The following is a 16,594-nucleotide window of genomic DNA, read 5'->3' on the forward strand; positions in this document are numbered from 1 at the left end:
ATCGATCCTAGAAAATAAGTTCTAATTTTGAACTGCTTGTTGTGACCATTCTTCTACGTTCCATACCTTTGTAATCCAATCTTCATAAAAGTCTGGCTCGTGACAAACAAGTACAACGGTTCCTTTGTAAGCTTTTAAAGCCCTTTGTAATTCTTCTTTTGCGACAATATCCAAGTGGTTTGTTGGTTCATCAAACAATAGCCAATTGCTCTCGTTCATCATCAACTTGCATAGACGAACCTTTGCTTGTTCACCACCACTAAGCTGATTTAATGGTCGAGATATATGCTCATTTTTCAAACCACAGCGAGCAAGGGCTGCTCGAACCTGATGTTGATCCATCTGAGGAAAAGCGTTCCAAACGTCATCAATTGGTGTGATACTGTCTGCTTTTACTTCTTGTTCAAAATAAGAAGGGAAGAGGAAATCACCACGTTCAACTGATCCATTTAATGGGCTAATTTTACCCAACATTGTTTTAAGAAGTGTGGATTTACCAACACCATTACAACCAATGATCGCGACTTTTTCGCCCCGTTCAATCGTCATATTTATTTTAGGCAAAAGTGGATGTGAATAGCCAATTTCTAGATCCTTCGATTCGAATACATAACGACTGCTACTACGCGATTCTTTAAAGCCAAAGGTTGGCTTCATCGCTGTTTCAGGGCGATCAATTCGCTCCATGCGGTCTAGCTGCTTTTGACGACTTTTCGCACGGCCAGTCGTTGAGTAACGCGCTTTGTTTTTGGCGATAAAATCTTCTTGTTTTTTAATAAAGTCTTTTTGTTTTTCATAGGCATTAATATGCTGATTTTTATTAATCTCTGCTAATTCCAAAAATTTTTCATAGGTTGCTGTATAACGTGTTAATTTAGCAAACTCCAATTGAAAAATCACATTTGAAACTGGGCTCATAAATTCAGTATCGTGGGATATAAGAATAAAGGCATGTGGATAATCTTTTAAATAAGAAATTAACCAACGAATATGTTCAACATCTAAATAGTTTGTCGGCTCATCCAAAAGGAGTACCTTAGGTTGTTCTAAAAGTAGTTTAGCAAGTAGAACTTTTGTGCGCTGCCCACCACTAAGTGCAGCAACATCACGGTCAAGGCCAATTGCATCAAGCCCTAATCCATGTGCTGCTTCTTCAATTTTTATGTCCAACGTATAAAATCCACCTGCGTCAAGGGCATCTTGGATTTCACCCATTTTTTCCAACAAAACCTCAAGTTCCTCTGGTGTTGCATCACCCATTTGGGCAATTACTTCATTTAATTCTTTTTCTTTTTCAAAAAGAGGAAGGAAGGCGTCGCGCAAAACATCGCGCATTGTTTTTCCAGGAGTAAGAACAGTATGCTGATCCAAATAACCGTATTGCACACCAGGCGTCCATTCAACACGGCCACCATCATGAATCAATTGACCAGTTATAATGTTCATTAATGTTGACTTACCAACACCGTTTGCACCGACTAATCCAACATGATCTTCAGCAAGCAAACGAAAAGAAACGTCTTTAAATAACGTACGATCTCCAAATGTATGACTTAAATTATCTACTGTAAGTAGGCTCATTTATTTAAATCCTCACTTTATTCAAAAATATCTTCATTCCATTATGATACTAAATTTTCAAGGATTCGACTAGATTTTCCAATGAAAAAAAGAGCTGGCTTTCGTAAAAAATGGACCCTATTAATTCAGCAATCCTTTTAGATCCTGCACTTCTCCCGCCGTTAGATCACGCCAGTGTCCATATTCCAACCCATCAAGCACAAGGTTCATTATTCGCACTCTTTGGAGGCGTTCAACCCGATATCCAAACACCTTACACATTCTCCGAATTTGCTTATTCAATCCTTGTGTAAGAATAATTCGAAAGACATATTCACTGATTTGTTCAACATGGCATGGATTGGTTTTTGTAGCCAATATTTCAACACCAGCAGACATTCCTTCTATGAAGGTTTTCGTAATAGACTTGTCCACCGTAACAATGTATTCTTTTTCATGATGCTCTTCTGCACGTAATATTTTATTCGAAATACCCCCATCATTTGTCATAATGATCATTCCATCTGATGCTTTATCTAAGCGGCCAACCGGAAAAATGTAGTGGGGGTGGTTAATGTAATCAATTAAATTGCTGTCTACTGTTTTAAGCGCAGTACAGGTAATCCCAACTGGTTTGTTTACCATTATATAAATTGGTTGCCCCGTATTCTCTATCGTATTCCCATTAATCTGCACGAGGTCGGAGGGATCAACAAGATCACTGTGATGGCAAACCTGATGGTTTATGGTGATTTTCTCCAACTTTATTAATCGATCAATTTCCTTTCTCGAATAATGAGCATTCAAGCTAATGTATTGATTAATCCGCATGTTATTTTACCCTCATTAATGTATTTTGTCCTCTAGAAGTATTCTGATATTTCCATGGCCATTGCCTGCTCTTTTTGAGTATCCGAAACATGGGTATAGCGTTGTGTAGTATTTAAGTTACTATGTCCCAATAGTTCTTGAACCGTTCGGATATCTCTGCCGTCACGGACAAGATGGGTGGCAAAGGAATGTCTTAATTTATGGCTCGATATTTTTTTATTTTTCCAATGCTCAACATGATGTTCAGCTAGGCTTTTGCAGATCCGTTCTGTTAATTCTTGAACACGCCTTCGAGAAATCCGTTTACCTCTTCTTGAAATAAAAACAGCATCCTCATATCCCTTCATCGGCATTTGTCTGTCATTCTTAATATAATCAGTCAGTTCCGTGAATAAAACAGATGGAAGGGGAATGTATCTTGATTTTTTTCCTTTTCCATAAACCATGATTCCTTTTTTTTCAGTAAGAATGGATGAAAGATTCAAATAATGGATCTCAATGACTCGAAGCCCTGCGAACGCCATTAGTCCCATGATCAGCTTGTTCCGTTTTACATACTGATCTTGACAGACCGTATCAATTTGCTGAAAAAAATCTTTTAACTCAGCCTTCTCAAGATAGGTAGGTAATTGACCGGACTTTTCTTTTGCCGATTTAAGATCTGCGGCAGGGTTGTGACTTACCATTTCATACTCCATTAAACATTTATAGAAGGAACGGATAGCTGTTAATCGTCTATTTCTAGTGGCTGCTGAATTGCCTCGTTTTGATTTTAATTCATTCATGAATAGTGTTAGATGAATTTTTTTCGTATATTCAAGCTCTACTTTTTCTTCCTTATGACGAACCAGGTGTTCAAGAAAGAACAGAATATCTCGTTTATAGTTCTCAATTGTAAAGGTTGAATAATCTTTATTATCCATATCTGTTTCAAAAATTACTAATTCGTCTTCGTACCATGAGGCAAGCTGTTGAAATGTTATCTCCATTATTTTCCTCCGCCCACAATTGTCTGTAAGAGATAGCTTCTATTATACTATGAAAATTAGATTACCGCACATAAGGAAGATTATGCGCGGTAATGTGGTAAGACAGGATGTAGTCTAATTAATAATGGCTTTTCATATATTCATGCGGTTAATAAAATGGGATATTTTGGTTTACTATTGAACTTTTAAAAACAAAGTATAATCCAAGATTTGTCCTAATATAATGAACCGTATCGTAAAGGGGGAGCATTATGAAAAAGAGATATCTAGTTAAGTTTTATTATGATGAGGTGCACTCGGTTACTCTTCCCGTAAAAGCAGAAAGTCCAGAAGAGATTTCAGACAAAATTATGACTGCATACGAAAATAAAAATATCTGGATTTCATTCCCAACAAAGGACAAGTATAGTGGTATTTCTGGATCCGAACGAATCACAGTCAATCTTAATAAAGTGAACTTTTTTAAGGTAGAAAATCCAACAAAGTTATATTTAGAGAGATATAGTGATGAGGATTTTATTGATTGGGAGGGGCCGTTTTCTTCGTAAACAAGTGGCTGAAAAGTCGCTTGTTTTTTAAGCTTATTAAATGGAGATTTTCACGGACTGGTTCATGAGTTTAAACATGTTCATCTTTTTTTCATATGATAATAAAAACGAATAATGAAAGAGGAGGATTGTTTTGATAAGCCGGGATAGCATTTTTATTAACACCGTTTCGGGGGGAATTGTTAACTTTGGCGGGGCGGTTTACATTTCTCCTATTTCAATTACAAAATCAGTGTCCGGTTCAGGAAGCGAAAATACTGCTCTAGATATAAAAACCAATTCGGAAGAAAATGCCACTGAAAAAAAGAAGACAGAAAAATGACCTCCGTACACTCATACGGAGGTCACTACTGTTTAGATAAGATTAAGAAGCCTTTGAAGTTAACTTTTGATCTGCTAGATCTTGTTTCATTGGCTTTAAAACATTAAAAACAATATTCAAGAAAATGGCTGTTAGGCTTCCTGCTACAATTCCGTTGTTTGTAAGAATTTTTACCGCTTCTGGCATGTGGGAGAAAATATCTGGAACAGCTGTAACACCAAGTCCCATCCCAACTGAGCAAGCAATAATGAGAAGATTTTCTTGTGAAGCAAATTCAACTTTGCTGAGCATTTTAATACCGTATGCAATAACCATTCCGAACATTGCCACCATCGCACCACCAAGAACAGGGGTGGGAATAACGGTTGTTAAAGCACCAATTTTAGGGACAAATCCAAGAACAATTAGCATAGTACCCATTGTATAAATAACATTTTTACTTTTCACGCCAGAGAGTTGAACAAGTCCAACATTTTGCGAATAGGTTGTGTATGGGAAGGAATTAAACAATGCCCCAAGAATGATGGCCAGACCTTCTGCACGGTATCCTCTAGATAAATCCTTTTCTGTCAATTTTCTGCCTGTAATATCAGAGAGTGCAAAATAAACTCCAGTAGACTCTACTAAACTTACAATTGCAACAAGTGTCATCGTAAGAATCGGTGTTAGTTCAAAAGTAGGGGTTCCAAAGTAAAAGGGTCTTACCATATGAAACCATGATGCATCAGCTACAGCTGAGAAGTTAACCTTACCCATAACGGAAGCTGCAAGCGTACCTGCAACCAATCCTAATAAAATTGAAATTGAACGAATGAATCCAGTAAAGAAGCGATAAAGAACAATGATAAAGAGTAATGTTCCAAAGGCAAGAGCAATATTTGATCCTGCACCAAAGTCTGGGCTACCTTGACCACCGGCGATATTATTCATTGCAACAGGGATGAGCGTAATTCCGATAATCGTAACAACTGAGCCAGTTACAACTGGTGGAAAAAGCTTAATTAGTTTTCCAAAGGATTGAGAAATCAGGATTACCATTAGGCCGGAGATGAGAATGGAGCCGTAGATGGCTGAAACACCATATTGTCCACCAATCGCAATCATTGGCCCAACTGCTGTAAATGTACACCCAAGGACGATAGGTAAGCCAATTCCAAAAAAACGATTCTGCCAAACTTGTAAAATAGTTGCAAGTCCACACATAAGAATATCAATTGAAACTAAATAGGTTAATTGTTCACCAGAAAATTTAAGTGCTCCTCCGACGATCAACGGAACAATTACAGCTCCTGCATACATAGCCAATACATGTTGAATACTTAAAGAAGCAATTTTAAAAGGATTTTGTTTCATTATACTAATTCCTCCATTTTCTCATGTTTAAATGTTACTTCTCCGTTTGTAAGGGAGGCAATCCTTGCAAGGGATTCAACCCTGTATCCATGATCTTTTAATATTTGGGCACCATCCTGGAACGATTTTTCTATCACAATTCCAATTCCAACAACTTGAGCATTTACTTCCTCAACCATTCGAGCTAGTGCGGATGCAGCCTGTCCGTTAGCAAGAAAGTCGTCGATAATAAGAATACGATCATCCTCATTTATATATTTTTTTGAAATTGAGATCTCGTTTGTTTCATTCTTCGTGAAAGAATGGACTGTGGCAGTAATTAAATCTTCGAAAAGGGTTAATGACTTTCTTTTTCTTGCAAATAACACGGGAACATCCAAATATAAGCCAGCCATTACAGCAGGAGCAATTCCGGAAGATTCAATCGTTAAGATTTTTGTTATCCCTTCGCCTGCAAACAGTTCAGCAAACTCTTTGCCAATTTCATTCATTAATTTTGGATCAATTTGATGGTTTAAAAAAGAATCTACTTTTAAAACATTTTCTGAGATAACAATACCATCCGTGTTGATTTTTTCTTCCAATAATCTCATGTTGCTCCTCCTTGTTGGTGAAACATAGCTAAAGAAAACTCGTCGACTGGCGAGCCCCTAAGGGCGATGACAGAGGCGTAGTTGCCCTTATGCGCTAGCAGAATTTATGGATATAAATTCTGCTTAGCTAAAATAAAAAACCCAAAAGTCATTGTTCACATCAAAAATGAGTGAGTCAATGACCTTTGGGTTCTAGCCGAAAGGTTAGGAAAATTAGACGTTAAAAAAGAAACGTCATTATTCCCACTACCCACTCATAGTCAGAATGTTTACGGCATTCCGGTAGAAACTTGCAGGCCAATCCCCGCGATTATATGAGTGAAACGAATATTTAATTTAGACTGATTATATCATTTCTACAAAATATTACAATCATTTTTTCTACAAAAACGAATATTAATTTTTATTTCTTAAAAATAGTTCGTGTTTTGCCAGATTCCCTCGCAAACCTTTAGAATTATCCAGCTGAAGTACTCAATGTGCTCTCGCTTTTCCTATTTCTTTGCGACTAATTTGATAATTTTATAGCCTGGTTTAATTTTGATCTTTTTCTTACCAGTATCGGTAACAACTTGGTATATTGTAAACTTCTTGGGATCATGTTCGAGAATATCAACTTTCGTGATGGTTTCACTTCGAAAATACTTATAAATTTTTTTCAATTGTTTTTCATGCTTTTCGCCATAAAAAAAATCGTAAGTGTAGATAAATAGGTATACAAACAGGCAACCAATTGCCAGAGAATAAAACAAGGAATATAAAATAGACAAAATGGACATCCTTTCTTCAGTGCATATTAGACTTTTTTAGTTATAAAGAAAACTCGCTGATTGGCGTCGATGACAGAAGTGTAGTTGCCCTTATACGCCAGCAGAATTTATGGATATAAATTCTGCTTAGCTAAGAAATTATATCAATAAACTTTGAATAATGTCTTGTTCCAGACACTAAAGGCTCAAAATCCACTTTTCATAGTTACTATTATAGACTAATTTATTTTTTCAATATTAGCTAGTCTACAATTTAGAAAGGAATATACTTATCGAGTATAGTTATTTTACTATAGAATAAATTTTTTCAAATTCTTGTCCTTGGGATATGAACAATTTGAAAGAAATATGATAAAATAAAGGTGAAATACTCGATTATTGTGTCTGATAATCAAACGTTGTCCATCACACAAGGACAAATGTTTTTTAGCTTCACTGATAAAATGAAATTCATTATACAAGGGGGATCCAAAAAATGTCCAGTAAAATGTTAGAACAATTTTTGAATGAAAACCTAGAAGATTTAAAAAGCAAAGGCTTATATAATGTAATAGATCCATTAGAAAGTCCAAATGGTCCAGTAATCACCATTAACGGGAAAGAGTTAATCAACTTATCTTCCAATAACTACTTGGGATTGGCTACAGATGAAAGGTTAAAAAAAGCAGCTACAGATGCTCTTGAAAAATTTGGGGTTGGAGCAGGTGCTGTCCGTACAATCAATGGAACTCTCAAACTTCATATTGAATTAGAAGAAAAATTAGCTGAATTTAAACATACTGAGGCAGCTATTGCCTATCAATCAGGTTTTAATTGTAATATGGCAGCTATTTCAGCAGTTATGGATAAAAATGATGCTATATTATCTGATGAATTAAACCATGCCTCTATTATCGATGGTTGCCGTTTATCAAAAGCAAAAATCATTCGAGTTAACCACTCTGATATGGAAGACTTGCGAGCAAAGGCCAAGGAAGCAACAGAATCTGGTCAATATAATAAAGTTATGGTAATAACCGATGGTGTTTTCTCGATGGATGGAGATATCGCTCTCTTACCTGAAATTGTAAAAATAGCTGAAGAATTTGACCTTATTACATATGTCGATGATGCCCATGGATCAGGTGTTCTTGGAAAAGGTCATGGAACTGTAAATCATTTTGGTCTTTCAGACAAAATCGATTTCCAAATTGGGACTCTTTCAAAGGCAATTGGTGTTGTCGGTGGATATGTTGCAGGGAAAAAGAATTTAATTGATTGGCTAAAAGTACGGAGCCGCCCATTCTTATTCTCTACTTCCTTAACACCTGCAGATGTTGCCGCAAGCAAAAAGGCCATTGAAATTTTAATGGAAAGCACTGAGCTTAATGAACGTCTATGGGAAAATGGAAACTACCTGAAAAAAGGATTGAAAGCATTAGGCTTTAATATTGGCAACAGTGAAACTCCGATTACCCCTTGCATCATTGGAGAAGAAAAACTTGCACAACAATTTTCTAAACGTTTATATGAAGAAGGCGTTTATGCGAAAGCAATTGTGTTCCCAACAGTGCCTCAGGGAACCGGACGTGTTCGCAATATGCCAACTGCAGCACATACAAAAGAGATGCTTGATCAAGCTATTTCAATTTACGAAAAAGTTGGTAAGGAAATGGGTATTATAAACAAATAGAGTGGAAATTGAAAGTAAAGGGTGGAGAAACAAATGAAACGCATATTAATTACCGGAGCACTAGGACAAATCGGTTCTGAATTAACCATGAAGCTTCGTGACATATATGGTACAGATAATGTTATCGCAACTGATCTTAAAAAGAACAACAGTGAAGCAGCTGAAAATGGACCATTTGAAGTTGTTGATGTTACTGATTTAAACAACATGATCGAAGTAGCAAAAAAATATAAAGTTGATACTGTTATGCATCTTGCTGCTCTATTATCTGCTACAGCAGAAGCAAAACCTGTATTTGCTTGGAATTTAAATATGGGCGGAATGATGAATGCCCTTGAAACAGCGAGAGAGCTTAACGCCCAATTTTTCACACCTAGCTCGATCGGTGCATTTGGTCCAACTACACCAAAGGATAACACACCACAAGATACAATTATGCGCCCAACTACAATGTACGGCGTTAATAAAGTAGCTGGAGAGCTCCTATCTGATTATTATCATGAAAAATTTGGTGTTGATACAAGGGGAGTGCGCTTCCCTGGTTTGATTTCCTATGTTGCCAAACCAGGCGGCGGAACGACAGACTATGCTGTTGAAATCTACTATGAAGCAGTAAAAAATGGAAAATATACTTCTTATATTGATAAAGGAACCTACATGGATATGATGTATATGCCTGATGCATTAAATGCCATTATTGATTTAATGGAGGCAGACTCTGCAAAACTAACTCATCGAAATGCGTTCAATGTAACAGCGATGAGTTTTGCTCCTGAGGAAATTGCTGCTGAAATTGCTAAGCAAATCCCTGGTTTTGTCCTATCATATGATGTAGATCCTGTCCGTCAAAAAATTGCCGACAGCTGGCCAAATTTCATTGATGCAACAGCAGCAAAACAAGAATGGGGCTTCAAAGCTGAATATGATTTAGCGAAAATGACCAAAGATATGATCGAAAAACTTCGTCAGAAATTATAGTACTTGAAAAATCCCGTGTGAATTACGGGATTTTTTTTATTGGATAGGAGCCATTGGAGACTGGCAATTTTTTGATACATTCATGGGATCCAACGCAGTTCGCGGGTAAAACGCAATTTTCCGCGGGTAAACTGAAAAACTCGTGGGTAAAGCTCTAATTCGCGCGAGTAAACTCCGAAACTTCGCGGGTAACGGAGAAGGAGCTTATTTTCGATGCTGCAAGAACAGCTTCAAATGGTAATATTTACCTAAATGTTGGTTAATTCAAATGAAAAGTTACCATGCCAATCCCAGGACTGGCAGTTTTATTGATACATTCATGGGATCCAACACAGTTCGCGGGTAAAACACACTTTTCCGCGGGTAAACTGAAAAACTCGCGGGTAAAGCTCTAATTCGCGCGGGTAAACTCCCAAACTTCGCGGGTAAGCCGCGGAGAAATAAAACAGGAACTTTACGCCGCAGGATCTGACTAGAACTAGCAAAAATCTATCAATAATCTTGACTCAGTCTTAATTTTCATTGTAATTGTCATAAAGAAATCATTTTCCTTCAAAACTGGCAACATTTTTTCCACTCAATAACACTAAACTATATAGACAAGCTATTGATTTTGGGAGGAATAGGCATGAAAAAAGAAGAGAAGTCCAAACCCAAGAAAATGAAATGGAATGCACTTGTTCTTTCCTTTCTTATTTTACTTATCATCTTAGTGTTGCCTCCTTTTGCAGGATTACCTGTTGCTGGTCAGAGGGCACTTGCAGTATTAGCATTTGCTATAATGCTATGGGTGACAGAAGCGGTTACATATCCAGTTAGTGCTGCTTTTATTATTGCGTTATTAACATTTCTAATTGGACTAAGCCCGCCATTACATGGAGCCGGTGGATTAATTGGGACGAAAACAGCACTTGAATGGTCTTTATCAGGATTCAGCAGTGCGGCAGTCGCACTAGTTGCTGGGGCTCTTTTTTTATCAGCTGCAATGCAGGAAACAGGTTTAGACAAACGAATTGCCCTATTAGTTCTTTCAAAAGTAGGCTCAACGATTAAAGGGATTTTATTCGGAGTGATCATAGTTGGAATATTGTTAGCCTTATTTATTCCTAGCCCCACAGCACGTGTAGGAGCAATGATTCCAATTATTTTGGGGATGGTTTCCGCATTTGGTTTACAAAAAGAAAGCCGTTTATCTGCATTATTGATTTTGGCAACCGCGAACACGGCCACAATATGGAGTATTGGGATTAAGACTGCAACTCCGCAGAACATGGTGGGCCTTAATTTTATCGAAAAAGCCTTTCCCTATCATATTTCTTGGCTCAAATGGTTTTTAGCAGCTGCACCGTGGTCACTCATCATGTCGATCGTACTCTATTTTGTGTTAATGCTAGTAATGCGACCCGAAACGAAGGCCATCTCCACAGGTAAGGATGTCGTAAAGAACCAATTAACAGAATTGGGACGGATGTCAGGATCGCAAATCCGCTTACTAATCATTGCCTTTGGGGCACTTATTTTATGGGCGACTGAAGATAGCCTACATCCCTTTGACAGTACAACTATTGTCCTCTTAGTGGTAGCATTAATGCTCGCGCCAGGGGTTGGTGTTTTAACGTGGTCAAAGGTAGAAAAACTAATTCCTTGGGGAACCATTATCTTATTTGCCGCTGGAATTTCGTTAGGAACTGTTTTATTAAAAACAAACGGGGCAACGTGGCTAGCAAAAATTTTCTTCAATAAATTTGGGTTAAACAGCTTATCAATCTTCACAATTGTCGCTATTCTAACGGCTTTTGCCATTTTAATTCATATAGGGTTTGCGAGCGCTACAAGCCTAGCATCCACCTTAATTCCGGTTGTCATTGCGTTTGTTCAAGGAATGGATAACCCAGGAACCATACATGGAATGGGAATTGTGCTAATTACCCAATTTGCAATTGGTTTCGGATTTATCCTGCCGGTCAATGCACCTCAGAATATGCTTGCATATGGAACGGGAACATTTGAAACAAAAGATTTTATTAAAATTGGGGTTATCTTAACAGTGATTGGGTATGCACTTTTCATTTTATTTTCGCTTACATATTGGAAATGGATAGAATTACTACCATAAAGAAAACTCGCTGATTGGCGTGCCCCTTAGGGCGATGGCAGATGCGTAGTTTCCCTTATGCGTTGATTAGCAAAAAAACAGCGAAGCAATATGCTTCGCTGTTATCTTTTTACAGTAATTAATTTATCTTGTTTTTCGGTCACGCGACCAATGATGGAAGCACTTAGTAACCCTACTGAATGAAGATCTTCAACATAAGTGATAGCTTCTTCCTCACTAAGTGATACAAGTAATCCACCTGACGTAATTGCATCACAAAGGACGATCTGTTCTTCTGGTAAAATATCCTCATAATGAACATCATCAGACAACCACTTGTGATTGGATTTAGACCCACCTGGAACTACACCATCTTTTGCTAATTGAAATACACCATCAAGTGTTGGAACATGCTTTAGTGACAATTCAAAGCTAACTTGACTTCCACGAGCCATTTCACTGCTATGCCCTAAAAGACCAAATCCTGTCACATCAGTAACTGCGTGAGGATGATAGTTTGTCAATGACTGCGCAGCTGTTTTGTTTAGCATCGCCATTGTTTCTGTTACTATCCGTTCTTGTTCAGCTGTAACAGCACCTCTTTTTATCCCAGTAGTAAGAATGCCAACACCAATGGGTTTTGTTAAGACAAGAACATCTCCAGGTACAGAACCAACATTTCTCCACACTTTCTCAGGATGAACGATGCCGGTTACAGATAGACCGAATTTTGGTTCTTGATCGTCAATAGAATGGCCGCCGACAGTCAGGGCACCCGCTTCTTTAACTTTATCAGCAGCACCTCGAAGGATATCCGAAAGTGCATCTGGTCCCAATTTTTTAATAGGGTAACCCACAATATTCATTACTGTCTTCGGTTCTCCACCCATCGCATAAACATCACTTAATGCATTAGCAGCAGCAATTTGACCAAACATATATGGATCATCAACAATAGGAGTAAAATAATCAACAGTTTGGATTAAAGCAATGGAATCAGTTATTTGATAAACTCCAGCATCATCAGATGTTTCATGCCCAACTAGTAATTCCGGGACAGGGTCTTGTTTTGGTAAGCGACGCAAAACTTGCGCCAGGTCCTCAGGACCAATTTTACAGCCTCAACCAGCCTTTGTAGAAAAAGAGGTTAGGCGAATTTTTTCATGTTCACTCATGCGTGTCCACCTCCAATCATTAGTATAACTCTTTCGAACTAGAATCGCACTTATAGAGGCATTTCATTTGCGGAAGACTAAGCTGTATAATACAATATTTTTACGTTCCATGTAGTGTTAATTAAACATGAAGGAGGACTATTCATGAAAAAATTTCACATTATCCTTGAGTTCTGCATGCAATGAAATTACGCGCCAAAAGCTGCGAGTTTCGCAGAAGAAATGTTCAACCATTTTAACAGAGATATTGAAAAAATGGAGTTGATTCCAAGCTCTGGTGGTGTTTTTGAGGTATCCGTCAATGGTGAAAAAATCTACTCAAAAGATGAAACAGGAGTCTTTCCTGACACAGAAGAGATCATTAAGCAAATTGAATCATTATAAATAGGGGATTCTCATGTTGATATGACATGGGGATTTTTTACTATCCAAGATAAAATATGATTTCCTACTATAGATAGGTATCTGAAGAGTGGGGATCTGTTCTATCAAGACGTAAGTTACGTATCGGATAAAATAATCAATAAACACATAATATTATTATGTAAACTTCATATGCAAAAAAAAAAAGCAGCAATTCAAGGTAGAGTTATAAACCTATTTTTCCTTACTACCTTTTCTTTTTTTGAAATAAAAATCTCTAAAATCCCATTCTGAAATGTTGCGGTTATTTTTTGATCGATAACCAAGAAAGGAAACTTGATAATTCGGACACGTTTTTGCAGATCCTGATTTGATAATTGAGGCAATTTCACAGCAGAAATAATCAGTGTTTTATTCTCAGCAAAAACCTTTATATCACAAGACGTATAATCGCTTAGTAGGGCCTCAACAATCCAATTTTCATCAGTTTCATATAGATCAATACGAAATTGGGTCTGGTCAAAATGCGAAGTCAATGGATCTAAGAAATAGTTTTCAAGCCACTTTTCCATTTGATCAAGATCTATTGACTGTCCATCTTCCTCATTAAACAATTTAACATTCCCCCTTGCAGTTTCATCTTATTCAATCAGCATTAAAATGTGAAAAATGATATAATTGCCCCATATAGAAAACAATTAGACAGCAGAACATGACGTTAAGTATAAAGGAGTATTAACAGTGAAAGAATGCCTTCGTTCCATCCCAGCTATCCATGAACTTCAAAATCATGATCGGTTTTTGAGGATTTCAAATGAGAAAAACATTGAAATAACTCCATTAACGAACCAATTAAAAGAGGTTATTGACCAAATAAGAGGGTTGATTTTAAACAATAATTGGGAGGGAGGAGTTCCTGGAACAAACCAATTTATTAACGATATCTTTGAGACACTTGAAAAAAACATAACGAAACAATTTTCATATACACTGAAAAGAGTAATTAATGCTACCGGCACTATTTTACATACAAATTTAGGACGAGCTCGATTAAGCAAACAAGCTGTTTCGCATGTACTGGAAACTGCTCAAAATTATTCAAATTTAGAGTATAACCTAGAAGAGGGCGAGCGTGGCTCAAGGCATAGTCATGTGGAATCTCTGATAAAAGAGTTAACAGGTGCTGAGGCAGCAATGATCGTCAATAATAATGCAGCAGCTGTTTATTTAGTCTTAAGGGCGTTGGCTATAAATAAAGAAGTGATCGTATCACGCGGGCAATTGGTTGAAATTGGTGGTTCTTTCCGTATTTCCTCCATTATGGAAGAGAGCGGGGCTAAGCTTATAGAAGTAGGCACAACCAACAAAACACATCTTTACGATTATGAACGAGCTCTCACTCCTGAAACAGCGATTATAATGAAGGTGCATACAAGTAATTTTAAAGTGATCGGCTTTACAAAATCAATTGAATCTGCTGAACTAATCAACTTCACAAAAAGGCATAAAGATCTTATTTTCTACGAAGATTTAGGCAGTGGGGCACTGTTTGATTTTCACAAACATGGAATTGGTGAAGAGCCTGTCGTCAGAGAAGTTCTTGAAATGGGTGCAGATCTTGTAACGTTTAGCGGGGATAAGCTACTCGGAGGACCACAAGCAGGAATTATTGCTGGAAAAAAGGACATAATTGATCGCCTCAAAAAGCATCAATTAGCACGAGTTGTTCGCGTTGATAAGATGACTCTTGCAGCTCTTGAGGGAACATTACTTGATTATGCACGTGGAGATAATGGACTTCAAAGCATACCAACCATTCGTGATTTATTGCAGTCTATTGAAATAATTGAAGTTCGTTCGACCCAATTTATTAGCAAACTTCTTGAACAAACAAGTAACTTTGAAACGGAATTGATTGCTGGCACAAGTCAGGTTGGTGGAGGAACTATGCCAGAGGTTGAACTGCCAACAAAAATAATAGCCTTAAAACATTCTTCACTCACAGCAGAACAAATAGCTCGAAAACTAAGGACCGAAGCAAAGCCAGCAATTATTGCCAGAATTCAAAAGGACAAGTTATTAATTGATTTAAGAACAGTTTCGATCGAGGAAGAAGGCCCACTAATAGAAGCCTTGATTCAAATTTAACTACAAAAACCCCCTCTTACAAAAGAAGGGGGCTTTTTATTTCTTAGTTAAGCAGAATTTATTTCCATAAATTCTGCTAGCGCATAAGGGCAACTACATCAAATCATCGCCCTCAGGGGCTTGCCAATCGGCGAGTTTTCTTTACATATCATGTGACGAGTTATGTTTCGCCCGTGTGTGCTGCCTATTTTTCACTTTATGTGAACCGCTTAATGGCTGTGGCTGTCCAGATTGATTTCCTTTTGGCGCATTTCTACGCATATCTTTGCTATCATTTTTATTCATCAGGTATCATCCCTCCTAAGTTTTAGGATGCGATTTGCCGTATTTTTTATTCTGCATATTTTTAAGTGTTTTGCACAATTTAACGGTATTCGGTTTATATATAGAGGAGTGAAAAGTATGCCATACCATAAAAACAAACAGCAAGCGTTCCAAGCTGCCCAGCAAGGTGTTGAAGATGCTCAAGAGCTTTATCATGAAATTGTTCAAGATAGCGGATCATATGGCTATCAATTAAAACACTTAAAGGAAGAAGTAAATGAGGCCTATCAGCAAATTGAAAATGCGCTTGAAGTAGCTTCCGCTCATCAAAAAGAACAACTTGAGATCTTTCAACAAGATTTGCAAAAAATGGTTAATGAAGTAAATGATTTTCATTAGGAATAAAAGGCAGGGGTTAGAATCCCTGCCTTTCTAGCGCATACGGGCAACTAAGCCTCTGCCATCGCCCTTAGGGGCTTGCCAATCGGCGAGTTTTCTTTAGCTAATCAGAATTTATATCCATAAATTCTGCTAGCGCATACGGGCAACTAAGCCTCTGTCATCGCCCTTAGGGGCTTGCCAATCGGCGAGTTTTCTTTATCATTGATTCTTCTTCCGTTTTTTATTGTTCATTTTTTCTTTCACGGTCAGTGATGGTTCTGTTCCCATTTCTTCATTATAACCTGCACCTTGACCTTGTCCCTTTGCGGCATTCATTCCAGGGATAACATGATTTGACTTTTTCTTTGCCATTTAATTCACCTCCTGCTAGTTAATCTTTCCTTTATTAAGGAAAAAAATGATGGGAGAAAATTTTTTTGCCATAATAAAAAAAGAAAAAAAGCATTAGATAAAAATATCTAAAAAAGGATACTATAGGTTATTTTTATGAAAAATCTTATCCAAAATATCAATCTTGATAAGTAAAACTTA

The 16,594-nt window shown here is 37.3% G+C and carries 18 protein-coding genes and 1 riboswitch; of the genes, 8 read left to right on the top strand and 10 right to left on the bottom strand.

Translation table 11 applies throughout. The features are described from left to right. Positions 1-21: 21 nt before the first annotated feature. The 3 genes from RCG20_RS00675 to RCG20_RS00685 form a co-directional block, all read right to left on the bottom strand. On the bottom strand, positions 22-1,581 hold the full coding sequence (locus tag RCG20_RS00675) for an ABC-F family ATP-binding cassette domain-containing protein (protein WP_308182322.1): 1,560 nt from the start codon (positions 1,579-1,581) through the stop codon (positions 22-24). 120 nt (positions 1,582-1,701) lie between these two features. Continuing rightward, positions 1,702-2,391: a pseudouridine synthase gene (locus RCG20_RS00680; RefSeq protein ID WP_308182323.1), complete on the bottom strand. Its 690-nt coding sequence runs from the start codon at positions 2,389-2,391 to the stop codon at positions 1,702-1,704. A 32-nt stretch (positions 2,392-2,423) separates the two neighbouring features. Continuing rightward, a complete protein-coding gene (locus RCG20_RS00685; RefSeq protein WP_308182324.1) occupies positions 2,424-3,380 on the bottom strand; it encodes a tyrosine-type recombinase/integrase in 957 nt (318 codons plus the stop codon). Between the two features lie 251 nt (positions 3,381-3,631). Between RCG20_RS00685 and RCG20_RS00690 the strand changes: the two genes are divergently transcribed. Both RCG20_RS00690 and RCG20_RS00695 read left to right on the top strand, forming a co-directional pair. Next, positions 3,632-3,928, top strand: coding sequence for a hypothetical protein (locus tag RCG20_RS00690; protein WP_308182325.1), 297 nt, complete (start codon positions 3,632-3,634; stop codon positions 3,926-3,928). A gap of 133 nt (positions 3,929-4,061) precedes the next feature. Further along, a complete protein-coding gene (locus RCG20_RS00695) occupies positions 4,062-4,250 on the top strand; it encodes a spore germination protein (RefSeq protein WP_308182326.1) in 189 nt (62 codons plus the stop codon). A 42-nt stretch (positions 4,251-4,292) separates the two neighbouring features. Here RCG20_RS00695 and RCG20_RS00700 read toward each other — a convergent pair whose 3' ends face one another. From RCG20_RS00700 to RCG20_RS00710, 3 genes are all read right to left on the bottom strand, one after another. Then, a complete protein-coding gene (locus tag RCG20_RS00700) occupies positions 4,293-5,603 on the bottom strand; it encodes a nucleobase:cation symporter-2 family protein (RefSeq protein WP_308182327.1) in 1,311 nt (436 codons plus the stop codon). Next, positions 5,603-6,196, bottom strand: a complete 594-nt coding sequence (locus RCG20_RS00705; protein ID WP_308182328.1) for a xanthine phosphoribosyltransferase — start codon at positions 6,194-6,196, stop codon at positions 5,603-5,605. Before RCG20_RS00705 ends, RCG20_RS00700 begins: the two co-directional genes overlap by 1 nt. 237 nt (positions 6,197-6,433) lie before the next feature. Continuing rightward, a riboswitch (purine riboswitch) is annotated at positions 6,434-6,534 on the bottom strand. A 156-nt stretch (positions 6,535-6,690) separates the two neighbouring features. Continuing rightward, positions 6,691-6,966 carry a hypothetical protein gene (locus RCG20_RS00710; RefSeq protein WP_308182329.1) on the bottom strand — a complete coding sequence of 92 codons (276 nt, stop codon included), beginning with the start codon at positions 6,964-6,966 and terminating at the stop codon, positions 6,691-6,693. A gap of 475 nt (positions 6,967-7,441) precedes the next feature. Between RCG20_RS00710 and RCG20_RS00715 the strand changes: the two genes are divergently transcribed. The 3 genes from RCG20_RS00715 (at position 7,442) to RCG20_RS00725 (ending at position 11,732) form a co-directional block, all read left to right on the top strand. Then, positions 7,442-8,638 carry a glycine C-acetyltransferase gene (locus RCG20_RS00715; protein WP_308182330.1) on the top strand — a complete coding sequence of 399 codons (1,197 nt, stop codon included), beginning with the start codon at positions 7,442-7,444 and terminating at the stop codon, positions 8,636-8,638. 33 nt (positions 8,639-8,671) lie between these two features. Further along, entirely contained in the window at positions 8,672-9,616 is a 945-nt protein-coding gene (locus RCG20_RS00720; RefSeq protein ID WP_308182331.1) for an L-threonine 3-dehydrogenase, read from the top strand. Between the two features lie 628 nt (positions 9,617-10,244). Continuing rightward, positions 10,245-11,732: an SLC13 family permease gene (locus RCG20_RS00725; RefSeq protein WP_308182332.1), complete on the top strand. Its 1,488-nt coding sequence runs from the start codon at positions 10,245-10,247 to the stop codon at positions 11,730-11,732. Between the two features lie 101 nt (positions 11,733-11,833). Here the strand turns inward: RCG20_RS00725 and selD are convergent, their stop codons facing one another. Beyond that, a complete protein-coding gene (selD, locus tag RCG20_RS00730; RefSeq protein WP_308182333.1) occupies positions 11,834-12,886 on the bottom strand; it encodes a selenide, water dikinase SelD in 1,053 nt (350 codons plus the stop codon). A gap of 144 nt (positions 12,887-13,030) precedes the next feature. Here selD and RCG20_RS00735 point away from each other — a divergent pair, with 144 nt between their 5' ends. Then, on the top strand, positions 13,031-13,270 hold the full coding sequence (locus tag RCG20_RS00735; RefSeq protein WP_374120498.1) for an Rdx family protein: 240 nt from the start codon (positions 13,031-13,033) through the stop codon (positions 13,268-13,270). Between the two features lie 194 nt (positions 13,271-13,464). Here the strand turns inward: RCG20_RS00735 and RCG20_RS00740 are convergent, their stop codons facing one another. Next, positions 13,465-13,863 carry an Hsp20/alpha crystallin family protein gene (locus RCG20_RS00740; RefSeq protein WP_308182335.1) on the bottom strand — a complete coding sequence of 133 codons (399 nt, stop codon included), beginning with the start codon at positions 13,861-13,863 and terminating at the stop codon, positions 13,465-13,467. Between the two features lie 127 nt (positions 13,864-13,990). On the opposite strand from RCG20_RS00740, the gene selA reads away from it, so the two are divergent. Then, positions 13,991-15,397 carry an L-seryl-tRNA(Sec) selenium transferase gene (gene selA, locus RCG20_RS00745; RefSeq protein ID WP_308182336.1) on the top strand — a complete coding sequence of 469 codons (1,407 nt, stop codon included), beginning with the start codon at positions 13,991-13,993 and terminating at the stop codon, positions 15,395-15,397. A 141-nt stretch (positions 15,398-15,538) separates the two neighbouring features. Here selA and RCG20_RS00750 read toward each other — a convergent pair whose 3' ends face one another. After that, the gene (locus RCG20_RS00750) at positions 15,539-15,685 is read right to left on the bottom strand and encodes a small acid-soluble spore protein P (protein ID WP_308184259.1); all 147 of its coding nucleotides are present in this window, start codon (positions 15,683-15,685) and stop codon (positions 15,539-15,541) included. A 114-nt stretch (positions 15,686-15,799) separates the two neighbouring features. Here RCG20_RS00750 and RCG20_RS00755 point away from each other — a divergent pair, with 114 nt between their 5' ends. After that, positions 15,800-16,060: a hypothetical protein gene (locus RCG20_RS00755; protein ID WP_308182337.1), complete on the top strand. Its 261-nt coding sequence runs from the start codon at positions 15,800-15,802 to the stop codon at positions 16,058-16,060. A gap of 201 nt (positions 16,061-16,261) precedes the next feature. Here the strand turns inward: RCG20_RS00755 and sspO are convergent, their stop codons facing one another. Beyond that, positions 16,262-16,414 (bottom strand): small acid-soluble spore protein SspO, encoded by a 153-nt coding sequence (gene sspO, locus RCG20_RS00760; RefSeq protein ID WP_308182338.1) that lies wholly within the window; start codon positions 16,412-16,414, stop codon positions 16,262-16,264. Positions 16,415-16,594: the final 180 nt, after the last annotated feature.

The organism is Neobacillus sp. PS3-40 (assembly GCF_030915485.1).
GTDB lineage: Bacteria > Bacillota > Bacilli > Bacillales > Cytobacillaceae > JAUZPL01.